Genomic DNA, 20,819 nt, shown 5'->3' on the forward strand with positions numbered 1-20,819 from the left:
AAAGACCGCCTGTGCGGTCAGGCTTTGAAGTGCAGCGGGATCACCCGTTGGAACAGCCCGGAGTCTTTCAGCGCCTTGACCGTTTCCGGTTTGATCGGCGTGTCGAGGAAGGTCATGGCGATCGCATCGCCACCCGCCTTGGCACGGCCCAGCGTGAAGTTCGCGATGTTTTCCTCGTGCTGTGCCAGAAGGGTCCCGAGTTTCCCGATGATGCCCGGCACGTCCTTGTTGGTGGTGTAGAGCATGTGCTCGCCCACCTCGGAGTCGATGGTGATGCCTTTGATCTGGATGAAGCGCGGCTTGCCGTCCGAGAACACCGTGCCCGCGATGGTGCGGTATTTCTCGACGGTCTGGATGTCGAGCTTGATGTAGCCTTCGAAGGCGCCGGAGGCATCCTGAGTGGTTTTCGAAATCTGAATGCCACGCTCTTTCGCGATCAGCGGCGCGGAGACCATGTTCACGTCCGGGTTCACCGCCTGCATGATGCCTGCGATCACGGCGGCTTCGAGCGCTTTGAGGTTCATCTCGGAGGCGACGCCATCATAGGTGATGTTGATCGTCTCGATGGCTTCCTCGGTGACCTGACCGATGAACGTGCCGAGGCTTTCGGCCAGTTTCACCCAGGGACCCATGACCTTGGCTTCTTCGGCGGTCATCGACGGCATGTTCAGCGCGTTTTCGACGGCGCCGTCCATCAGGTAGTTGGACATCTGTTCGGCCACCTGAAGCGCCACGTTTTCCTGCGCTTCCGTGGTGGAGGCGCCGAGGTGCGGGGTGCAGACCACGTTCGGAAGACCGAAGAGCGGGTTGTCGGTCGCAGGCTCTTCGGAGAACACGTCGAAGGCGGCGCCAGCGACATGACCGGATTTGATCAGCTCGGCGAGGGCAACCTCATCCACAAGACCGCCGCGGGCACAGTTGATGATGCGCACGCCTTTCTTGGTTTTCTCGAGATTCTCTTTCGAGAGGATGTTGCGGGTGCTGTCGGTCAGCGGCACGTGCAGCGTGATGAAATCGGCGCGTTTCAGCAGCTCGTCGAGCTCGACCTTCTCGACACCCATTTCGGCGGCGCGCTCTTCGGAGAGGAACGGATCGTAAGCGACCACTTTCATCTTCAGGCCGAGCGCACGGTTGCAGACGATGCCCCCGATGTTGCCGGCGCCGATGACACCCAGCGTCTTGGCGGTCAGCTCGACACCCATGAATTTGGATTTCTCCCATTTTCCGGCCTGCGTGGAGGCGTCGGCAGCGGGGATCTGGCGGGCGACCGCGAACATCAACGCGATGGCGTGCTCGGCCGTGGTGATCATGTTGCCGAACGGCGTGTTCATCACGATCACACCTTTTTTCGACGCGGCTTCCTTGTCGACGTTGTCGGTGCCGATGCCTGCGCGGCCAACCACTTTGAGGTTGGTGGCATGCTCAAGCAGCGACGGGGTGACTTTGGTCGCGGAGCGGATCGCGAGACCGTCGTATTTGCCGATCACTTCGGCAAGCTTGTCTTTGTCTTTGCCAAGATCGGGCAGGAAATCGACGTCGATGCCGCGGTCACGGAAAATCTGGACGGCGGTTTCCGACAGCTTGTCGGAGACGAGAACTTTGGGGGCCATGTCGGGCACTCCTCGGGAATATGTTGGGATTGGGAGCCGGGCGGTGTCGCCCGGCGCTTTGGTCCTGAATGGGGTCCGACAAAAGTCCGACAAAAGTCCGACGCTTTGCCGACCCTCAAAAATCAGCGATTATTGCTCGGCAATGCACTCTTCAAAGGCCCATTTGAGCCAGAGCGTCAGGGCCTCAATATCGGAGGACTCGACCGTGGCGCCACACCACACGCGCAGACCGGCAGGGGCGTCACGATAGGCTCCCACGTCGTAAGCGGCGTTATACTCTTCGAGTTTCTTTGCCACGGCCTTCGCGAACACGGCACCGTCCTTGATGCGGTCATCGGTGAACTTCAGACACACAGAGGTGTTCGAACGGGTCGCGTCATCCTCGGCGAGGTTGGCGATCCAGTCGTGACGGTCGCAGAAGTCCCAGAGCACTTTCGCGTTGGTGGTGGAGCGTTCGATCAGCTTCGGCAGACCACCGATCTTTTGCGCCCACTCCAGCGCCACGAGGTAATCCTCGACCGCCAGCATGGAGGGCGTGTTGATCGTTTCGCCGACGAAGATGCCCTCGATCAGCTTGCCGCCTTTGGTCATGCGGAAAATCTTCGGCATCGGCCATGCGGGGGTGTAGCTTTCGAGACGCTCAACAGCGCGCGGGCTGAGGATCAACATCCCGTGCGCCGCTTCGCCGCCCATCACCTTCTGCCACGAGAAGGTGGTGACATCGAGCTTGTCCCAGGGCAGGTCCATCGCGAAGGCCGCGGAGGTCGCGTCACAGATGGTCAGACCTTCGCGGTCCGCGGGGATTTTGTCGCCATTCGGGACGCGCACACCGGAGGTGGTGCCGTTCCAGGTGAACACGACGTCGGTGTTGAAATCGACATCGGCGAAATCGACGATTTGACCGTAGTCGGCAGTTTTCACTTCGGCGTCGATCTTGAGCTGTTTCACAACATCGGTGACCCAGCCGGAGCCGAAGGATTCCCAAGCCAGCATGGTGGCTTTGCGGGCACCCAGCAGCGACCAGAGCGCCATTTCGACGGCGCCGGTGTCGGAGGCGGGCACGATCCCGATCTTGTAATCTGCGGGAACGCCCAGAATTTCGCGGGTCGTCTCGATGGCGGCTTTCAGCTTGTCCTTGCCAACCTTGGCGCGGTGCGAACGGCCCAGAGGCGCGTCAGCCAGCATTTCGACGGAGAAATTGGGGATTTTGGCGCAGGGGCCAGAGGAGAAACGCGGGTTTGCAGGACGCGTTTGCGGGTGCTTGGTAGCCATATATGCTATCCTTCCAGATAAATGCCTCTCGTTGGGGAGAGGTGTCCCGTGGGTCGAATTAGAGGCTTTCCCGGGGCACAGCAATATGAATTCGTAAAAATCTGTCGCATTTTTATCCGGTATCCGTCGCAAATGCGCTGGATCGTTTCCGATTGGAAACTTCACCGCGCTTGGCGGAAAACCCTCGAAGCCCGATCTCATAATGCTGGCAACGCCGCATGTCATTGCGTAGACAGGCGACAAACGGAGGCCACGCATGTTCACCTGTATTCTGCTCACAAATCCTGCCGCACCGGCGCTCAATCTGACCACTGCCGATGCGTTGCGCTCGGCCTGGGGCGGGGGCGATCTCAAATGGCTCGCACTGGGAGAGGCGACCGAGTTCACCGTCGAGACCGTACCATCGAATCAATGGGATGTCTGGGAAGGGTTGCAAACGCAGGGCATCGACCTGATCGTCGTGCCGACCGAAGGCCGCCGCAAGAAAATGCTCCTGGCGGATATGGATTCGACCATGATCCAACAGGAATGTATCGACGAGCTGGCCGATGTCGCGGGCGTTGGCGATCGGGTCAAGGAGATCACTGCCAAGGCAATGAACGGTGAGCTGGATTTCGAAGGCGCGCTGACCGAACGGGTCGGGCTTTTGAAAGGCCTGCCGCAAAGCGTCATTCAGAAGGTCATCGACGAGCGCATCACCTTCATGCCCGGCGGCAAGGCTTTGCTCGCGACGATGAAACGGGACGGGGCCTATTGCGCGCTGGTGTCGGGGGGCTTCACCGCCTTCACCGGTTATGTGGCTGACACGCTCGGATTCGATGAGAACCGTGCCAACACGCTCCTGATCGAGAATGGCGAACTGGTCGGCAAGCCCGGCCTGCCGATTCTCGGCCGTGCGGCCAAGGTTCAGGCGCTCGAAGACATTTCCGAGCGTCTCGGCATCCCGCATTCCGATGTGATCGCGGTGGGCGACGGGGCAAACGATCTCGGCATGCTGAAACTGGCGGGCGCTGGCGTGGCGCTTCATGCGAAGCCTTCTGTGGCGGCAGAATGCGAGATTCGCATCAATCATGGCGACCTTTCCGCACTCCTCTACGTGCAGGGCTACGCCAAATCCGAGTTCGCGGGTGTTTGAGGTCTCTCTCGACCTTCTGCTGTTTCTCATTGCCGCGGCCTTTGCGGCTGGGTTCGTCGACAGTATTGCGGGGGGTGGTGGGCTGATCACCGTGCCGGTCCTGATGCTTGCGGGCATTCCGCCGGTGCAGGCGCTGGCGACCAACAAGGTGCAGGGCCTCTTTGGCGCTGGTATGGCTGCGATCAACTACGCCCGCGCGGGGCACGTCGACCTGCGCAAACAGATCGGCCCGGCGTTTTTGTCCTTCATGGGCGCCGTTTTCGGCGCGCTTCTGGCAAGCTCGCTGCCCACCGACGTGATCCGCGTCGGCCTGCCGGTGCTGCTGATTGCGATCGCGCTGTTCTTCGCCTTCAAACCCGGCCTCAACGACATGGACCGGACCCAGCGTATCACACCGGTGCTGTTTGCCACCACGTTCGTGCCGTTCATCGGCTTCTATGACGGGCTTTTGGGGCCGGGCGCTGGCGCGTTTTTCATGCTGGGCTTCGTCAGTCTTGCGGGGTACGGCATCCTCAAAGCGACCGCACATACGAAGCTTCTGAATTTTGCCTCGAATGTCGGCGGCCTCGTGGGGTTTGTGATGGTGGCGAAGCCATTGTGGATGCTCGGCCTCGCCATGGGCGCGGCGCAGATCGCAGGCGCTTATGTGGGCTCGACGCTCGCCACGAAAGTCGGGGCGAAGCTGATCAAGCCGGTGCTGGTGATCGCTTCCACGGCACTGGCGCTCAAGCTGATTTCCGAGTGGTTTTGAGTATTTGAGCCATCGGAAAGCCGATGTAACCGCAGGGCTTTCACGTTTCAGCGAATTTCTGCCAAGGGCCTTTCCCAAATCGGCGGATTTACGTTACTGTGCCCCGAAGATGATGGAAATGGCCTGACCCCGGCGAAAAACCGCAGCTATAGACAGCGGAGGACGAGGTCAAAACTGGCCGGTGAATGAGAGGCAGCGAGAGATCAATGAATTTTTTCGTGAGACAGACCCTGTTTGCGACCGCGCTGGTCGGAATGGCCGCGCCCGTGGTCGCGCAGCAGAGTACCAATCAGGTGGGATCGAACACCGATTGGTACGTCTATGAGGAAAGCAACCCGACCAAGACCTGTTGGGCTGTGTCGATTCCGAAAGAGACCCTGAACACCGACAGTGCCGGGCGCCCGAAATCGGTGACGCGTTCCGACATTCTTTTGTTCGTGACCTATGCGCCGGGCAACGGGGTCAACGGTCAGGTGTCTTTCCTTGGCGGCTATCCGTTCGAGCCCGGCTCCGAAGTGACGCTCGACATCGGTGGCACAGGTTTCGCGCTGTTCACCAATTCCGATGACGAGACCGCCTGGGCGGTGACGCCCGAGGATGACGCGAAAATCATCGCGGCGATGAAGCGTGGGGCGACGGCGACGTTGACCGGGCATTCCTCTCGCGGGACGGTGACCAAGGACACGTTCTCGCTTTTGGGCTTCACGGCGTCTGTCGAAGAAGCGGCGAAACGCTGCGGCAAGTAAGTCTGAACATGCGATGCGATCAAGGCCCTGCAAGCGCGGGGCCTTTTCATATGGCGTTTCGACGGGAAATCCTGTAGAAGCGCCGCTTGATCACCGACTTGAAGAGACCCGCCATGGACCCCAGCGCACCGATCACGCAGGATGTAATGACCTTTCCGCGCAAGGAAATGCCGTCTGACAAGATCAACCTTGTCGGACTGACCCGCGATGCGCTGCGTCAGACCCTGATCGACAACGGGACGCCTGAGAAACAGGCCAAGATGCGCGCGGGCCAGATCTGGCAATGGATCTACCAATGGGGTGTGCGCGATTTCGCCGAGATGACCAACCTCGCCAAGGATTACCGCGCCATGTTGGCCGAGAAATTCGAAGTGCGTGTGCCGGAGGTTGTTTCCAAACAGGTCTCCGAGGATGGAACGCGCAAATATCTCGTGCGCATCGACGGTGGGCATGAGGTTGAGGTGGTGTATATCCCCGAAGAGGGCCGCGGCACGCTTTGCGTCTCGTCGCAGGTGGGCTGCACGCTGACCTGTTCCTTCTGTCACACCGGGACGCAGAAACTTGTACGCAACCTGACGGCGGGCGAGATTGTCGGTCAGGTGATGATGGCGCGTGACGATCTGAACGAATGGCCCGAGCGCGGCGCGCCCAAAGATGAGACCCGGCTGTTGTCCAATATCGTGCTGATGGGGATGGGCGAGCCTCTCTACAATTTCGAGAACGTGCGCGACGCGATGAAGATCGTGATGGATGCCGAAGGGATTCAGCTCGGCCGTCGGCGCATCACGCTCTCGACCTCTGGCGTCGTGCCGGAAATTCACCGCACCGCGCAGGAAATCGGCTGTCTTCTGGCCGTGTCCTTCCACGCGACGACCGATGAGACCCGCGATGTCCTGGTGCCGATCAACAAGAAGTGGAACATCGAGAAACTGCTCGAAGCGCTGCGCGAATACCCGAAGGCGACGAATTCCGAGCGCATCACCTTTGAATATGTGATGCTCAAGGATGTAAACGACACGGATGAGGATGCGCATCGTCTGGTGAAACTTCTGGACGGCATTCCGGCCAAAGTGAACCTCATTCCCTTCAACGAATGGCCCGGTGCGCCCTATCAACGCTCGTCGAACAACCGCATTCGCGCCTTTGCGACGATCCTGATGCAGGCGGGTTATGCCTCGCCGATCCGCACGCCACGGGGCGAGGACATCATGGCCGCCTGCGGGCAGCTCAAATCCGCCACCGAGCGCGCACGCAAATCGCGTAAGGAAATCCTGAAAGAAGCCGGTCAGGCGATCTGATGAAAAGGGCCGGCGCTGAACCGGCCCTTTCCTTTAGCGCTGCCAGCCTTCGGTCGCCATCAGCGCCTGCGCCTCGTCAGTGACGAGAAACGCCAGAAATTCCGCCGCTTGCGGGTCCGCCATCGGTGACAGCGCGACGTTCACGTCGCGCCAGACGGTGCGCTCCGGGCTCAGGTCGATCTGATCCAACTCGTCATGGGTTGCGGGCCAGTTCGGCCAGGTGATCCAGGCATCGGCATCTTCGGAGATGAACGCCCGAAAACTCGCGCCCGAGCCTTTGGCATAGCTCACGATATTCTTGCGAAAGGCGGTGACGTCTTCAAGCTTGCCCAGACGCCCGGCGACGTCTTCCCAGGTACCGGTACCGGAGGTGTTATAGACGCCTGCGCCTTCGGTTACGACGATCTTCATCCCCGGCGCAAGCAGGTCGTCAAACCCGGTGATGCCCTTCGGATTGCCGTGTTTCACTGCGATCACTGTCGGGCGAATATAGATCGGTTCGACCTGATCCGACGCGAACGTCTTGTAGGTCTCCAGAAAGGCGGTCATCGACTGTTCGGACGTGCCCCAGAGAATATCGGCATCGGCCTGCGCCATGGGCGACCATTTGCTTTCCGGCCCGGCGATGATCTCGATTTTCTGACCGGTCTTCTCCATCCAGACATCCGCGACCTTCTGGAACGCCGTGTGCGGCCCGCCCGCACCGTAGAGTTTCACCACGCCGTCCTGCGGCGAATGGGGGATCGCGGGGTCGTAAAGCGTCGTGACCTGGGCAAACGCGGGGGCTGCGGTGAACAGGGCGAGGGTGAGAAGGGGCATACGCATGAGGTCTCCAATATGCTGCATCGCGCGAGGGTGCGCAGAAGAGATACAGACGGGAGGAGCGCATTATTCCCGGGGGTATGTCACAGGCACGTCATCGTGGTGTGAACTTGGTAACGCCGTTTTAACCATGCCCGGGGCACAGTCCGGCATGGACCGGAGACAGATCAGATTCGACAACTGCCCCGACGTGGCCACGCGCCCGCTCGAAGGGGCGTTCGGCTACAAGGGGCCGCGCAAGCCGCATGCCCTGACGGCCTATCTGGCCCATGATTTCGCCAATGCGACGGCTTGGGACGATCTGCAAGCGGTGCTTAGGGCGAAAGGCTATGAGCTCGCCGCGCGTGGCGGTGGGCTGATCCTCCAGACCACGGAGGGCGAGCGGCTTTGCACGGTTGTCGAGATCGGCCAGCCTTCTTCCCGCCTCATAAAACGCTTCGGCGTGCCCTTTCCCGGTCATGCTTGCCCGCGTGCACCCGCTACCAGAGACAACGGATTCTGCCCCTCTGACAGGAAACCCCCATGGAAAAACTGACGCTGCTTCTGCCCGAAAGCACGGTGCGAATGCTTCACCTCCTCGCCCGCGAAACCGGCCTGCCGATCGGCACAATGGTGCAGGAGATGGCGCTTGACCGTTACATGCACCGGCTGATGGAAGCCTCCAACCCGGTGCTGGTGGATCTAGCCAGAACCGTGCTGCAACAGAAGCTCTGATTACCGCCCTTCGAGACTCTGACGCGGCCCTGCGCTGGGCCAGTCGTCAATCGCCTTGACCGCCTCCTCTGCGGTCTCGACGAATTTGAACAGCTCAAGATCCTTGTGCGCGATGGTTCCCGCGTCGGCCAGCGCCTCCCAGTTGATGATCTTTTCCCAGAACGCCTTGCCGAACAACAGGAACGGCACCCGGTTCATCCGCCCGGTCTGAATAAGCGTCAGGCTTTCGAACATCTCGTCCAGCGTGCCGAACCCGCCCGGAAAGACCACGATGGCCTTGGCGCGCATCAGGAAATGCATCTTGCGAATGGCGAAATAGTGGAAGTTGAAACACAGTTCCGGCGTGACATATTCGTTCGGTGCCTGTTCGTGTGGCAGCACGATGTTGAGGCCGATCGACAGCCCGCCCGCGTCCTGCGCGCCGCGATTGCCTGCCTCCATGACCCCGGGCCCACCGCCGGTGACGATGACGTTTTCCCTGTGGCCATTGTTGCGCGCGGTCATGATCCGGGCGAACTCCCGTGCCTCGTCGTAATATTTCGACAGTTCCGCCAGCGTCTCCGTCTTGGCTGTATGTTTCTTGTCCGGCGAGGGGATGCGCGCGCCGCCGAACATCACGATGGTGCTCTCGACGCCGAATTCCTGCATCATCAGATCGGGTTTCAGAAGTTCGAGCTGTAAGCGCACCGGGCGCAGATCGTCGCGCAGCATGAAGTCGACATCGGTGAAGGCCAGCGGGTAGGAGGGGGAGCGCGTCTGCGGCGTGTCCGGAATATGGCGGGCGGTTTCCTGATCCACCCGGCTGTCACGAAGCGGGTGGCGGCGGTTCATCGGTTGCTGATCGGTCATGCGTGCCTCTTAGGTCGTTTTGTCTCGTCGCCTGTGCTGTCTCGCGCGTTGCGCGGGCGTGCTCTAGCGACTATAGCCTGCAGGAACGAATATTCCACGACGACCTCGGAGACCAATATGTCGAATGCACAGCTCGAAGCCGCCATCGAAGCCGCGTGGGACGCGCGCGATACGATCACCCCTGCAACCGGCGGCGAAACCCGCGAAGCCATCGAGACGACGCTGAACGCGCTGGACAAGGGCGAGATTCGCGTGGCCGAGAAACAGGAAGACGGCAACTGGCATGTGAACCAGTGGGCCAAGAAAGCCGTGCTTCTGGGCTTCCGGATCAAGGACATGGAATTGCATGACGGCGGCCCGCAGGGTTCCGGCTGGTGGGACAAGGTCGACAGCAAGTTCAAGGGCTGGGGCACCGCCGAGTTCAAAGCGGCCGGGTTCCGCGCCGTGCCGAATGCGGTTGTCCGCAAATCTGCCTATATCGCGCCGGGCGTCGTGTTGATGCCGTCCTTCGTGAACCTCGGCGCGCACGTCGACAGCGGCACCATGGTCGACACCTGGGCCACCGTCGGCTCCTGTGCGCAGATCGGCAAGAACGTGCACCTCTCCGGCGGTGCTGGCATCGGTGGTGTGCTTGAGCCGCTGCAAGCCGGTCCGGTGATCATCGAAGACAACTGTTTCATCGGGGCGCGTGCCGAGGTGGCCGAGGGCGTGATCGTCCGCGAAGGTTCCGTACTGGGCATGGGGGTCTATCTCGGCCAGTCGACCAAGATCGTCGATCGCGAAACTGGCGAAGTGTTCTACGGCGAAGTGCCGCCCTACTCCGTCGTCGTCGCTGGCAGCATGCCGTCGAAGAATGGCGTGAGCCTCTACTGCGCGGTGATCGTGAAACGGGTGGACGCCAAGACCCGTTCGAAAACCGGGATCAACGAGCTGCTGCGGGACTGATTTTCGCGATATGGTCTTGCGGGCGTTGGAGGGGGAACCTTTCGGCGCCCGTTTGCGTTGGATCGAAAGAGAAACAGGAGGCCAACATGGGACTTGGACTTATCGCATCAATCATCGTCGGCGGGCTTGCGGGCTGGATCGCCAGCAGTTTCATGAAGGCCGACACGGGCCTTTTGGCCAATATTCTCCTGGGGATCTTGGGGGCTTTCGTGCTCAACCTGATCCTGTCGCTCGTCGGCATTTACGCCGCAAATAGCTGGGTGCCGCAACTTATTGTCGGGATTTTCGGGGCGAGCCTGTTGATCTGGCTGGCCCGGCGCCTGCAGTAAGCCGCGCCGGGAATGGTTTTAGACCTGAGGAAACGTCGCGCCCCAGATTCGGGGCGCGTCATGTATCAGGCGCTTGGCTTCGATTTCCGATAAATGCGCCAAGGCACGGGCCTCGCAGCCTCCGCTTTGCTTCAACGCCTTCGACCAGAGTCTGCGCACAGAACGTGGTGACCAAGGTAAAGCCGCCTCGGCCAACCAGAGCCGTAAAGTTCGCGGCAGGTGGTCGAACTCCCGCATCGGATCGCTCGACCGTCGGCGTTTGCGAAGGGAGGTACTGAGATTGCTCATGCTGCGGCCCGACCCCATTTCGGGAAGGGATCTTTGAGCGTTTCGGCCAGCTTAGGGTCGATTTTATCCTCCGGACCGATCAGGGCGGAATCGAGTTTCGCGCGGATCATGGTTTCATCCATACCCGAGCCGATAAAGACGATCTCTTGGCGCCGATCGCCGAATCCATCGACCCAAACCTCCGCAATCTGCGCCCGGCCTTCCGGGTGATTGGGCCAATATTTCTCCGGCACGGCGGCCCACCAATTGCCAAGCGGCTTGATGGTGCTGAGCGCCCCGGCCATGGAGAACTCCGCTGCCCACTCGGGCCGTGTCGCCATCCAGAAATGACCTTTCGCACGGATCACACCCGGCAGATCACCGTTCAGAACGGTCTCGATCGCAGAGGGGTCGAACGGACGCCGTGCGCGGTAGACGAAGGAGGTCACATCGTATTCGTCGGTTTCAGGAACGTGATCGGCAAAGCCGTAGAGTTCCTTGGCCCAGAACGGGTGCTCATGGGCATGGTCGAAATCGAAGAGCCCGGTGCCAAGCACCTCTTCGGTGGCGACCTCGGAGAAATCCGTCTCGATCACCTTGGCGTCGGGGTTCAGCGCGGCAACGATCTTGCGCGCGGCGAGAACCTTGTCGGGGCCCGCGTCGGAGACCTTGTTCAGGACGACGACATCGGCAAATTCGATCTGATCGACCAACAGGTCGACGATCCGGCGCGTGTCGCCCTCGCCCGCCACTTCGCCGCGATCTTCAAGGAAATCAAAGCTGGAGTAATCGTTCAACATGTTCACTGTGTCCACCACGGTGACCATGGTGTCGAGACGGGCAATGTCGTCGAGGCTCTCGCCATGCTCGTCGCGGAAGGCAAATGTGGCGGCGACGGGAAGCGGCTCGGCGATGCCGGTCGATTCGATCAGCAGGTAGTCGTATTTCCCCGCCTCCGCGAGACGGCGCACCTCGGTCAGCAAATCGTCCCGGAGCGTGCAGCAGATACAGCCGTTGCTCATTTCAACAAGAGTTTCTTCGGTTCGGGACAGATCGGCGCCGCCCTGGCGCACGAGATCGGCGTCGATGTTCACCTCCGACATATCGTTGACGATGACCGCCACGCGCAGACCGGCGCGGTTGTTCAGGAGGCGATTGAGCAGGGTGGTTTTGCCGGAGCCGAGAAAACCGGAGAGGACGGTGACGGGCAAGCGTTCGGACATGTGCGAGATCCTTCGTGGAGAGATGGGATCGACTTTTAGATATGTAATAACATAACGTCAAGCTGCACTTGCGATGCCGCGCTTGACTTTCCCGCTCTCCCTCCGCAAAGGAAGGCTATGTCGAAAACAGCCAAACCCTCCCGTCAGAAAGTCTACACGCTCCTGGTCGAAATCGGCCGCAAGGAAGGCGATGGCTTGCCAAAAGACGCCACCGGTGGGGCGTTGATGATCTACGCTTCGGGTGTGGACGAGGCAGAGGCCGTGCGCGAGACCGTTGCGATCCTGAAACAGGCCGATCTCGCGCCGCTGGATGTCACAGGCTATGGCACGCTTGAGGAACGCTTGGCCGAAGGCCACGACATTTCCGATGAGGAAAAAGAGCTGATGCAACGTGCGCTCGACGAAAATTCTGTGATCGTGGCACAGATGACGCCCTTCTATGAGGGCGACGACGGAACCCGTCACTGACACATCTTGCGGTGTTTTCCTGCGGATCAGTCTCTATTTTATCCCGAACCATTTGCGATAGATCGTGTCATAAGTGCCGTCTTCGCGCAGTTTCAACAGGCTGTGGTTGATCTGATCGGCATAGGGGGAGTTGGTTGGCAGAGCGATGCCGTAATTTTCCGGCAGGAAGATCGGGCCGACGAGTCGGGCCTTTCCCTTGCCGGCGTGTGTCACGTAATAGGCCAAAATGGGAGCATCGAACACGATGGCTTCGACCTCACGGGCCTCGAAAGCCTCAAGCATTTCGGTCGGGTTGGCATAGCCAGTAAAGCGCAGATCGCGCCGGGTTAGGAAATCCGAAGCGGTCGAGGATTCGACCGTGCCGATGGATTTTCCATACAGATCGCCAATCCCCGAGACATTCGACTGAATGGCGTCAATGGTCAGAACGGCGGTGATGCGCGCGACAAAGACCGAGACCAGAAACAGAGATGAAATCACCAGGAACACCCCGAACACACGCCCCATCGGAGAGCGGGGCTGGCGTTCCTCGAAACCGCCGTTGACGACAAGATTGAGTGCCCACCAGAAGGCCGGGAACATTGCCTTGCGCGCGGGCATGTTGAAATAGTCCTGATGATGTTTCTCGAAATACCACATCAACATACCGCCGCCGAACAGGAGCGCAAAAGCCCCGGCGATGGCGATCAACATGTCCCGTGACATCACGGCTGACCAGATCGACACATTGCTGCCGTCGGTATCGGTCATGATCTGAAGCCCGGCTTCGAAAATCGGCTGGGTGAAATCCATGACCAGCTCGCGGTTCGCGGTGATGGAGATATTGGCAATCGCGGCGTCGGCAGTGCCGGCCTCAATCGGTCCGAGCATGTCGGCGAAACTGTCGACCCGTTCAATCTCGTAGTCCCAGCCGAGATCCTTGGCCAGAGCCTCCCAAAGCTCGAGAGAGAATCCGGTCTGCTGGCCGTTTTCCTCCATGGAAAAGGGCACGCGGGTCACGGTCATGATCTTGTGGCTCTCGGCCCAGAGCATGGCCGGACTGAGAAACAGAAATAGAGCCGCTAAAAAGCGAAAAAAAAGTTTCATGTTATCCCCTCATCTCCCTGTGGCATATGGCATAGGGCGGGCGATGCTTTCAATCGAAGATCAAAGATAACGTTCGGACAAAAGCGCGATGGCTTCGTGACGCAACAAACTTGCCGGGCCGGAGCCGGTGCGTGCGGGAATATCGTCGGTCTCCAGATGCGACAACCGTGTCGCAGCGCCATGTTCGGCATGGTGATTCCGTGCAAGTGGCATCACCGCGATTCCCGCAACCCGATAGGCGCTGTGCTCGGCCAGAACCAGATTGTGCCGTGTCGACAGAAGGTTCAGACAGGGGCAGGCACCGGGCAGAAAGGGCGCAATATGCATGGCGCGGACGGAGACATGCTCTGCACCGAAGAGGTAGGAAGTGTCGATGCCTTGCGTGACGATTTCACATCGTGGTGTGGCCTCGAGGGTCTGCCGCAGGTTCTGGAATGGACGCCGCAGACGCAGCGGTGTCATCTGACCAACTGCGGGCAGGGTCGAGCGGACATTCGCGAGCAAGGGCGAAAGCCCCCCCGTCTGGGTAGCGATCAGTGTGCCGGGGCTCAGATCCTCGATAGCGCGTGGGCCATATTCAGTCTCGACCAGCGCGCCGGGGGCAAGACCCTCGGCATAGCCCAGAGGCTCGATGTGATCGGCAAAGGCGAAACAGCCTACGTCCGGCGCGAGAGAGGGCTCTCCGACGGCAAAAAGCACGCGGGCCAGATCTTCCCCATGGATCGCAGCAGGCTCTGCGCCAGTCACGGATTTCATCTCGCCTGTGTCGAGACATTCGGCGCCCAGCCAACAGCGCGCACGGCTCAGATCCCAGCCGTAGAGAATGCGAATGGGGGAATCTTTGCGCCAGTCTGACAGGTCGAGAGACAGGACCGAGAGTGCGAGATCGCTTTCGATCGCAAGCCAAAGTCGGCCATTCGGTCCGAGAACCATATGCAGGCTGCGGCGAAACCGCTCAAAGCGTTCAAAGGTCAGAAGGTCGAGGGGTTGCCGGAACTGATCCGGAATGGCGGTCTCCAGAAGCAAACTGCCCTGAGATATGCGGCGCGCGGGCACCTTTGCACGCGAGAGGCCCTTGTCCAACCCGAGCGGATTGTAAACCGGTTTGCGATCTGTCGCCCCTGCGCCAAGCCAAGCCATATCCACCTCCGACAAGGTTGCGCGCCACAAGGGGGCAACCGTTCACCTCTGTGACGCGGGTTTGGGAGATACGCCGACAACGCGCAGGATTTCTGCGCAAGAACACTTGTTAAATGCTGTTCGGAACGCCCGGGTTGACCCGATGCTGTTCGAAACCGTCCGCCTCATCTTGTTTTGCAGAATGTAAACCATGTTTATGAAGATTTGTTAATCTTTTCCCTGGGTTTGGCATGGCAGCGCGCCAGGCTTGTGACCGCCGGGCCACAAGTGACATTGCCCATCTCACGGCAGGACGATAATTCTGGTGCAAAAGGAGACCCTGATGCCGCTCGATCCCGTTGACCTGTCTGCCGCCCTGATCCGTTGTCCGAGTGTGACCCCCACGGAAGGTGGCGCGCTCATCCTGCTGCAAACCACGCTCGAAAGCGCGGGTTTTGACTGTGTTAGGGTCGATCGTAACGGTACGCCAAACCTGTTTGCCCGCTGGGGCGACAAGGGGGCGACAAAGACCCTGGGGTTCAATGGCCACACGGATGTGGTGCCGGTCGGTGACGCCGATGCATGGACGCATGATCCTTTCGGCGGCGAGATCTCTGACGGTATCCTGTGGGGGCGGGGCGCGACGGATATGAAGACGGGCGTGGCCGCCTTTGTTGCTGCGGCTTGCGATTATGCGGCCCAAAACCGGCCCGAAGACACGGCAATCATCGTTACCATCACGGGAGATGAAGAAGGCGACGCCACGGATGGCACCACCGCGCTTCTCGACTACATGACCGAAGCGGGGGAGGCGATGAGCGATTGCATTGTGGGCGAACCGACCTGTCCCAACACCATGGGCGAGATGATGAAAATCGGCCGACGCGGCTCGATCACGGGCTATTTCACCGCGCGTGGTGTGCAGGGCCATGTCGCCTACCCGAACCAAACCCACAACCCGGTGCCCGTGCTGGCGCGGCTGATGGCGGAGCTTTCCGCCCATACGCTGGATCAGGGCACGAAACATTTCGATCCGAGCAATCTCGAAGTGACCACATTTGACGTTGGAAACCCGGCCACCAATGTTGTGCCTGCGCAGGCCAGTGCCACGGTGAACATCCGGTTCAACGATGCCCATAGCGGTGCGTCGCTCAGCGACTGGATGCGTGCGAAGGCGGCGCGCATGGCGGAGGAGACCGGGATCGAGATCGACGTGACCTTGCAGATTTCCGGGGAAAGCTTTCTGACACCGCCGGGCCGCTTCGTTGATCTGGTGGCAGGCGCTGTTGAGCAGGTCACCGGGCAGAAACCGATCCTCTCCACCACTGGCGGCACCTCGGATGCGCGGTTTATCAAAAACCACTGCCCGGTGGTCGAATTCGGCCTTGTCGGCAAGACCATGCACAAGGTCGACGAACATGTTGAAATCCAGCATATCGAAGACCTGAAACGGGTCTATTCCTGCCTGATCAGAAACTATTTTGCATGACTGTGACCATTGCCCCCACCGAGGATGTGAAGACCTGTATCGCACTGCGGATTGAGGTTTTCGTCGAGGAACAGAAAGTCCCTCTCGAGGAGGAAATCGACGATCTCGACGACATTGCCACGCATTTTCTCGCACGCGATGAGGCCGGGGTTGCGGTCGGCACCGCGCGGGTGTTCGAAGAGGGTGAAATCGGCAAGATCGGCCGGGTTTGTGTCGTGGAAACGCTGCGCGGCACCGGTCTCGGGGCGCGCTTGATCGAAGCCTGTCTCGCGGAAATCCGCAACCGCCCACATCTGAAAAAGGCCAAGCTCGGCGCGCAAAACCACGCGATCGGTTTTTACGAACGCTTTGGATTTCGGACCATCGGCGAGGTCTACATGGACGGCGGCATTCCGCACACCGACATGGTGCGCGTGCTGTGACACCGCTCTTGATCGTCATGGTCAAGGAACCGCGTCTGGGGCGTGTGAAGACCCGCCTTGGGCAGGATTTGGGTCTGGTTCAGGCGACGTGGTGGTATCGTCATCAGGTGGCGCGAACGCTTCGAACCCTGCAAGACCCGCGCTGGCGTATCGTCCTGGCCGTCAGCCCGGACCGCGTTGGGCTTCTTAGCCCGATCTGGCCCGGGCACCTGCCCCGCATTGCTCAGGGAAATGGCAATCTCGGCGCGCGCATGTCACGTTGCCTTGCCTCTGTCGGAGATGGGCCCTGTTGCCTGATCGGATCGGATATTCCGCAGATTGAAAAGCACGATATTGCAGCCTCTTTTGCGGGATTAGGCTCATATTCTGCAATGATCGGCCCAGCCACGGACGGTGGTTACTGGCTGATCGGATTACGTCACCCGAAGCGCCAGCCGTGGGGCTTTCTTCGCAATGTGCGCTGGTCCACGGAACACGCGCTGGAGGATACGTTGGCCTCTGCGCCGTCGCTCACATGGGGACGGAGTGCGACGCTTTCGGATGTGGATACGGGCGTGGATCTTGCGCGTCTCAAACATCGCAGATGAATTCCTCGCGACACTACGCTTTGCCAGTGGTGAGGCGATGCGGCGCGTGGTAGCGTCGAGCCATGAGCAGCATCCCGACGAAGGACGAAATCCTGCAATGGATTTCGGACCACCCGACCCAGACCGCGAAGCGCGACATTGCGAAAGCCTTTGGCATCAAGGGCGCGGCGCGCATTGATCTCAAACGTGTGCTCAAGGAGCTTGAGGACGAGGGTCATCTGCGCAAACAGCGCAAGACCTATCGCGATCCCGACAAGCTCCCGCCGGTCTCCGTTCTGGCGGTTCTGGCACCGGACATGGATGGCGATCTGTTCGCCAAGCCGCTCGAATGGGCGGGGGAGGGACCAGAGCCGCGCGTATTGCTCTCGCTGCGAGAGAGCGATCCGGCGGTGGGGGAAGGCGAACGAATCCTGGCCAAGTTGCAGGAAGTCAAAGCCGACGACCACCAATATGTCGCCCGTCTGATCCGCAAAATCGGTTCCAATCCCCGCAAGATCCTTGGCATCTATCGCAAGGGCGCCGAGGGCGGTCGAGTCGTTCCGATCGACAAGGGCAATGAGAAAGACTACCTCGTGCGCCCGGGAAACGACTATGGCGCACAGGACGGCGAGTTGGTCGAGGCGGAACAGGCCGGGCCGAAGAACCGCATGGGCCTGCCGAATGCCCGGATTGTGACTCGTCTGGGTGATCCGAGTGCTCCGAAAGCGGTGTCGCTCATTGCCATCCATCAACACGGCATTCCCGACGATTTCCCCGACGAGGTCATCACCGAGGCTGACAAGGCCAAGCCTGCGGGTCTCAAGGGCCGCGAAGACCTGCGCGAACTGCCGCTCGTGACCATCGACCCGGCGGATGCACGCGACCACGACGATGCGGTTTGGGCCGAGTTCGACCCTGATCCCAAAAATGAAGGCGGTTTTGTCCTTTGGGTCGCGATTGCCGATGTGGCCTATTACGTGACGCCCGGTTCGGCGCTGGATCGCGAGGCGTGGAAACGTGGCAACTCGACCTATTTCCCGGACCGTGTGGTGCCGATGCTGCCGGATCGGCTCTCGGGTGATCTCTGTTCCTTGCACGAAGGCGTGCCGCGCGCCTGTCTTGCCGTGCGCATGGTGATCGACGCCGATGGCAAGAAGCTGTCGCATCGTTTCATGCGCGGGCTGATGCGCTCTGTTGCTTCGCTGAACTATGCCGAAGTGCAGGCCGCGCGTGACGGTCAGGTCAGTGACAAATGTGGCCCGCTGATGGAAAGCGTGATCGAGCCGCTCTATGGCGCCTACGAGGCGCTCACACGGGCGCGCAAGGCTCGTCAGCCGCTTGATTTGGATCTTCCCGAGCGTAAAATCGTCCTCGGCGATGACGGTCGGGTGAAATCCGTGGCCCTTGCCGAACGCTATGACGCACATAAGCTGATCGAAGAATTCATGGTGCTCGCCAACGTCGCTGCGGCAGAGGAGTTGTTCCATCGCAATCGGCCTCTCTTGTATCGGGTGCACGAGGAACCTTCCGACGAGAAACTGGATGCCCTGCGCGAGGTGGCGCAGGCGTCCGGCTTCACTCTGGCCAAAGGACAGGTGATTCACACCTCACATCTCAACAAGTTGCTGGCCCAGGCCGAGGGCACGGATCACGACGAGCTGATCAACATCTCGACCCTGCGGTCGATGACGCAGGCCTATTACCACCCGGAAAACTACGGTCACTTTGGTCTCGCTCTGCGCTCCTACGCGCATTTCACCTCGCCAATCCGTCGCTATGCCGATCTGATCGTCCACCGTGGGCTGATCTCGGCTCATGGCTGGGGCAAGGACGGGTTGTCCGAGGAAGACGTGGAAAGGCTCGAAACCACCGCAAAACACATCTCGGAAACCGAGCGTCGTTCGATGACGGCGGAGCGGGACACCAATGATCGCTATCTCGCCGCCTACCTGAGCGAACGCGTGGGCAATGAGATGACCGGGCATATTTCGGGTATCCAGAAATTCGGCGCTTTCGTGAAGCTCGATGAAACGGGGGCAGATGGGTTGGTGCCGGTGCGCAGCATGGGGGCGGAGTTCTTCCATTACGACCCGAAGGAACAGACCTTGATGGGGGCCGATACCGGCATGGTGATTTCCATCGGCCAAAAAGTCGTGGTGCGCATCGCCGAGGCGGTGCCTGTGACTGGCGGGCTTGAACTGGAACTCCTGTCGATCGACGGCGCCAGCCTGCCACGCGGACCGCGCCGGGCGAAGGGCCGTGTCGTGTCACGCAAGTATAACAAAGGTAAGGCGAAAAAGGACAAGCTGCGCAAAAAGGTCGAGCGTCGCAGGCGCTAAGGACAGACGTTGAATGCGGACAGCGGAAATTTGCCGTCAGAGCATTTGTCCGGTTCAAGCCATACGGGGATTCGGTTTAGGCTGAGGCAAAAGCAAATGGAGCAGTTTGGTATGCGTAGCCTTGTGATTGGCGCCGTGAGTGTTGTTTTCGGCCTTGGCCTCAGCCCCTCTTTCGCGCAGAGCTCTGCGCGTATGGCACAGGATGTGCCGCAACTTCCGGGAGCAGGATTGGTGCAAAACGTGGCCTCTCAGGCGGGATTCGAGACCTGGATCGAGAATTTCAAAACGCGCGCGCGGCGCGAGGGGATCTCCGAAACAACCCTCAATGAGGCGTTTCGAGGCGTACGGTACAATTCGGATGTGATCGCCAAGGATCGCTACCAATCCGAATTCACCAAACAGATCTGGGACTATCTCGACAGCGCGGCTTCGCCCACCCGTGTGTCCAACGGCCAGAAGGCGATGCGTCAGCATGCGAAGACGCTCGATGCCATTGAACGCCGGTTCGGGGTCGATAAATACGTGGTCGCGGCGATCTGGGGCGTCGAGAGCGCCTATGGTGCGACCCGTGGCGACATCAATGTGATCGAGGCGATGGCGACGCTGGCCTATGACGGGCGGCGCGGTAAATTCTTTGAGCAACAGCTCATTGCTGCGCTGAAAATCCTCCAGAAGGGCGACACCCATGCCCGCAACATGAAAGGCAGTTGGGCCGGGGCCATGGGCCACACCCAGTTCATCCCGACCTCGTTCGAGGCCTTCGCGGTCGATGGCGACGGCGACGGCAAGCGGGACATCTGGTCGAACGACCCGACAGATGCACTGGCTTCGACCGCCGCCTATCTTGCGCGGCACGGTTGGAACAAAGGCCAGCCCTGGGGGGTCGAGGTGCGCCTTCCGCGCGGGTTCGACTATACGTCCGCGCGCCGCGACAACATGCGTGCGCCCGGCGACTGGGCCGCTTTGGGCGTGGTTGGGGTCGATGGCCGACCTGTGCCGAATTATGGTCGGGCCTCGATCCTCCTGCCCGCTGGGGCACAGGGCGCGGCCTTCATGATCTTCGACAACTTTGCCGTGCTGGAGCGCTACAACAAGGCGGATGCCTATGTGATCGGCGTCGGTCACCTGTCCGATCGGCTTAAGGGCGGGGCGGAGATTCAGGCCACCTGGCCGCGTGGCTATGCGCCTCTATCCTTCAAGGAAAAACAGCAGATGCAGCGCATTCTGAAGCGCAAAGGCTTTCTCAACGACAAGGTGGACGGCATCATCGGCCCGAACACGATCAACGCGATCCGGGCCTATCAGACCTCTGTCGGGGTAACGCCGGATGGCTATCCGTCGCAGGAATTCCTGAAACTGTTGCGCTGAG

At 60.3% G+C, this 20,819-nt stretch carries 22 protein-coding genes; 14 read left to right on the plus strand and 8 right to left on the minus strand.

Annotation, left to right across the window (positions count from 1 at the left end; all coding sequences use genetic code 11):
• Positions 1–17 precede the first annotated feature (17 nt).
• Both serA and CEW89_RS13535 read right to left on the minus strand, forming a co-directional pair.
• Positions 18–1,610: a phosphoglycerate dehydrogenase gene (gene serA / locus CEW89_RS13530; RefSeq protein ID WP_066707274.1), complete on the minus strand. Its 1,593-nt coding sequence runs from the start codon at positions 1,608–1,610 to the stop codon at positions 18–20.
• A 129-nt stretch (positions 1,611–1,739) separates the two neighbouring features.
• Positions 1,740–2,882, minus strand: coding sequence for a phosphoserine transaminase (locus tag CEW89_RS13535; protein WP_096806245.1), 1,143 nt, complete (start codon positions 2,880–2,882; stop codon positions 1,740–1,742).
• A 256-nt stretch (positions 2,883–3,138) separates the two neighbouring features.
• Here CEW89_RS13535 and serB point away from each other — a divergent pair, with 256 nt between their 5' ends.
• The 4 genes from serB to rlmN all read left to right on the plus strand — a co-directional run bounded on the left by serB (position 3,139) and on the right by rlmN (position 6,812).
• Positions 3,139–4,017, plus strand: coding sequence for a phosphoserine phosphatase SerB (serB, locus tag CEW89_RS13540; RefSeq protein WP_066707279.1), 879 nt, complete (start codon positions 3,139–3,141; stop codon positions 4,015–4,017).
• Entirely contained in the window at positions 4,010–4,768 is a 759-nt protein-coding gene (locus tag CEW89_RS13545) for a TSUP family transporter (RefSeq protein WP_096806246.1), read from the plus strand. The genes serB and CEW89_RS13545 overlap by 8 nt, the downstream gene beginning before the upstream one ends.
• 206 nt (positions 4,769–4,974) lie before the next feature.
• Positions 4,975–5,514 carry an invasion associated locus B family protein gene (locus tag CEW89_RS13550; protein ID WP_066707285.1) on the plus strand — a complete coding sequence of 180 codons (540 nt, stop codon included), beginning with the start codon at positions 4,975–4,977 and terminating at the stop codon, positions 5,512–5,514.
• A gap of 113 nt (positions 5,515–5,627) precedes the next feature.
• Positions 5,628–6,812, plus strand: a complete 1,185-nt coding sequence (rlmN, locus tag CEW89_RS13555) for a dual-specificity RNA methyltransferase RlmN (protein WP_096806247.1) — start codon at positions 5,628–5,630, stop codon at positions 6,810–6,812.
• A 33-nt stretch (positions 6,813–6,845) separates the two neighbouring features.
• Here rlmN and CEW89_RS13560 read toward each other — a convergent pair whose 3' ends face one another.
• Entirely contained in the window at positions 6,846–7,637 is a 792-nt protein-coding gene (locus CEW89_RS13560; protein ID WP_066707290.1) for a substrate-binding domain-containing protein, read from the minus strand.
• A 127-nt stretch (positions 7,638–7,764) separates the two neighbouring features.
• On the opposite strand from CEW89_RS13560, the gene CEW89_RS13565 reads away from it, so the two are divergent.
• Together CEW89_RS13565 and CEW89_RS13570 are read left to right on the plus strand one after the other, a co-directional pair.
• Positions 7,765–8,169, plus strand: a complete 405-nt coding sequence (locus tag CEW89_RS13565; RefSeq protein WP_198403424.1) for a hypothetical protein — start codon at positions 7,765–7,767, stop codon at positions 8,167–8,169.
• Complete coding sequence (locus CEW89_RS13570; RefSeq protein ID WP_096806249.1) at positions 8,157–8,348, plus strand: hypothetical protein; 192 nt, start codon at positions 8,157–8,159, stop codon at positions 8,346–8,348. The genes CEW89_RS13565 and CEW89_RS13570 overlap by 13 nt, the downstream gene beginning before the upstream one ends.
• On the opposite strand, the gene CEW89_RS13575 is transcribed toward CEW89_RS13570, so the two are convergent.
• Entirely contained in the window at positions 8,349–9,197 is an 849-nt protein-coding gene (locus tag CEW89_RS13575; protein WP_066707295.1) for an LOG family protein, read from the minus strand.
• Positions 9,198–9,314: 117 nt separating this feature from the next.
• On the opposite strand from CEW89_RS13575, the gene dapD reads away from it, so the two are divergent.
• Both dapD and CEW89_RS13585 read left to right on the plus strand, forming a co-directional pair.
• Positions 9,315–10,142, plus strand: a complete 828-nt coding sequence (gene dapD / locus CEW89_RS13580; RefSeq protein WP_096806250.1) for a 2,3,4,5-tetrahydropyridine-2,6-dicarboxylate N-succinyltransferase — start codon at positions 9,315–9,317, stop codon at positions 10,140–10,142.
• Between the two features lie 86 nt (positions 10,143–10,228).
• A complete protein-coding gene (locus tag CEW89_RS13585) occupies positions 10,229–10,471 on the plus strand; it encodes a GlsB/YeaQ/YmgE family stress response membrane protein (protein ID WP_096806251.1) in 243 nt (80 codons plus the stop codon).
• Positions 10,472–10,489: 18 nt separating this feature from the next.
• On the opposite strand, the gene CEW89_RS21235 is transcribed toward CEW89_RS13585, so the two are convergent.
• Positions 10,490–10,777, minus strand: coding sequence for a DUF6525 family protein (locus CEW89_RS21235; RefSeq protein ID WP_338012198.1), 288 nt, complete (start codon positions 10,775–10,777; stop codon positions 10,490–10,492).
• Positions 10,756–11,961, minus strand: coding sequence for a GTP-binding protein (locus CEW89_RS13595; protein WP_096806252.1), 1,206 nt, complete (start codon positions 11,959–11,961; stop codon positions 10,756–10,758). Before CEW89_RS13595 ends, CEW89_RS21235 begins: the two co-directional genes overlap by 22 nt.
• Positions 11,962–12,078: 117 nt before the next feature.
• Between CEW89_RS13595 and CEW89_RS13600 the strand changes: the two genes are divergently transcribed.
• A complete protein-coding gene (locus CEW89_RS13600; RefSeq protein WP_096806253.1) occupies positions 12,079–12,429 on the plus strand; it encodes a hypothetical protein in 351 nt (116 codons plus the stop codon).
• A 33-nt stretch (positions 12,430–12,462) separates the two neighbouring features.
• On the opposite strand, the gene CEW89_RS13605 is transcribed toward CEW89_RS13600, so the two are convergent.
• Together CEW89_RS13605 and CEW89_RS13610 are read right to left on the minus strand one after the other, a co-directional pair.
• A complete protein-coding gene (locus tag CEW89_RS13605) occupies positions 12,463–13,515 on the minus strand; it encodes a transporter substrate-binding domain-containing protein (protein WP_066707309.1) in 1,053 nt (350 codons plus the stop codon).
• Between the two features lie 60 nt (positions 13,516–13,575).
• On the minus strand, positions 13,576–14,655 hold the full coding sequence (locus CEW89_RS13610) for a Hint domain-containing protein (protein WP_096806254.1): 1,080 nt from the start codon (positions 14,653–14,655) through the stop codon (positions 13,576–13,578).
• A gap of 322 nt (positions 14,656–14,977) precedes the next feature.
• Here CEW89_RS13610 and dapE point away from each other — a divergent pair, with 322 nt between their 5' ends.
• The 5 genes from dapE (at position 14,978) to CEW89_RS13635 (ending at position 20,818) form a co-directional block, all read left to right on the plus strand.
• Positions 14,978–16,123 carry a succinyl-diaminopimelate desuccinylase gene (gene dapE / locus CEW89_RS13615; RefSeq protein ID WP_096806255.1) on the plus strand — a complete coding sequence of 382 codons (1,146 nt, stop codon included), beginning with the start codon at positions 14,978–14,980 and terminating at the stop codon, positions 16,121–16,123.
• The gene (locus CEW89_RS13620) at positions 16,120–16,545 is read left to right on the plus strand and encodes a GNAT family N-acetyltransferase (RefSeq protein WP_096806256.1); all 426 of its coding nucleotides are present in this window, start codon (positions 16,120–16,122) and stop codon (positions 16,543–16,545) included. The genes dapE and CEW89_RS13620 overlap by 4 nt, the downstream gene beginning before the upstream one ends.
• Complete coding sequence (locus CEW89_RS13625) at positions 16,542–17,132, plus strand: TIGR04282 family arsenosugar biosynthesis glycosyltransferase (RefSeq protein ID WP_096806257.1); 591 nt, start codon at positions 16,542–16,544, stop codon at positions 17,130–17,132. The genes CEW89_RS13620 and CEW89_RS13625 overlap by 4 nt, the downstream gene beginning before the upstream one ends.
• 62 nt (positions 17,133–17,194) lie before the next feature.
• A complete protein-coding gene (rnr, locus tag CEW89_RS13630; RefSeq protein WP_096806258.1) occupies positions 17,195–19,450 on the plus strand; it encodes a ribonuclease R in 2,256 nt (751 codons plus the stop codon).
• A gap of 192 nt (positions 19,451–19,642) precedes the next feature.
• On the plus strand, positions 19,643–20,818 hold the full coding sequence (locus CEW89_RS13635) for a lytic murein transglycosylase (RefSeq protein WP_425321032.1): 1,176 nt from the start codon (positions 19,643–19,645) through the stop codon (positions 20,816–20,818).
• Position 20,819 lies beyond the last annotated feature (1 nt).

This window comes from Celeribacter ethanolicus, assembly GCF_002407265.1.
In the GTDB taxonomy this organism is placed as follows: domain Bacteria; phylum Pseudomonadota; class Alphaproteobacteria; order Rhodobacterales; family Rhodobacteraceae; genus Celeribacter; species Celeribacter ethanolicus.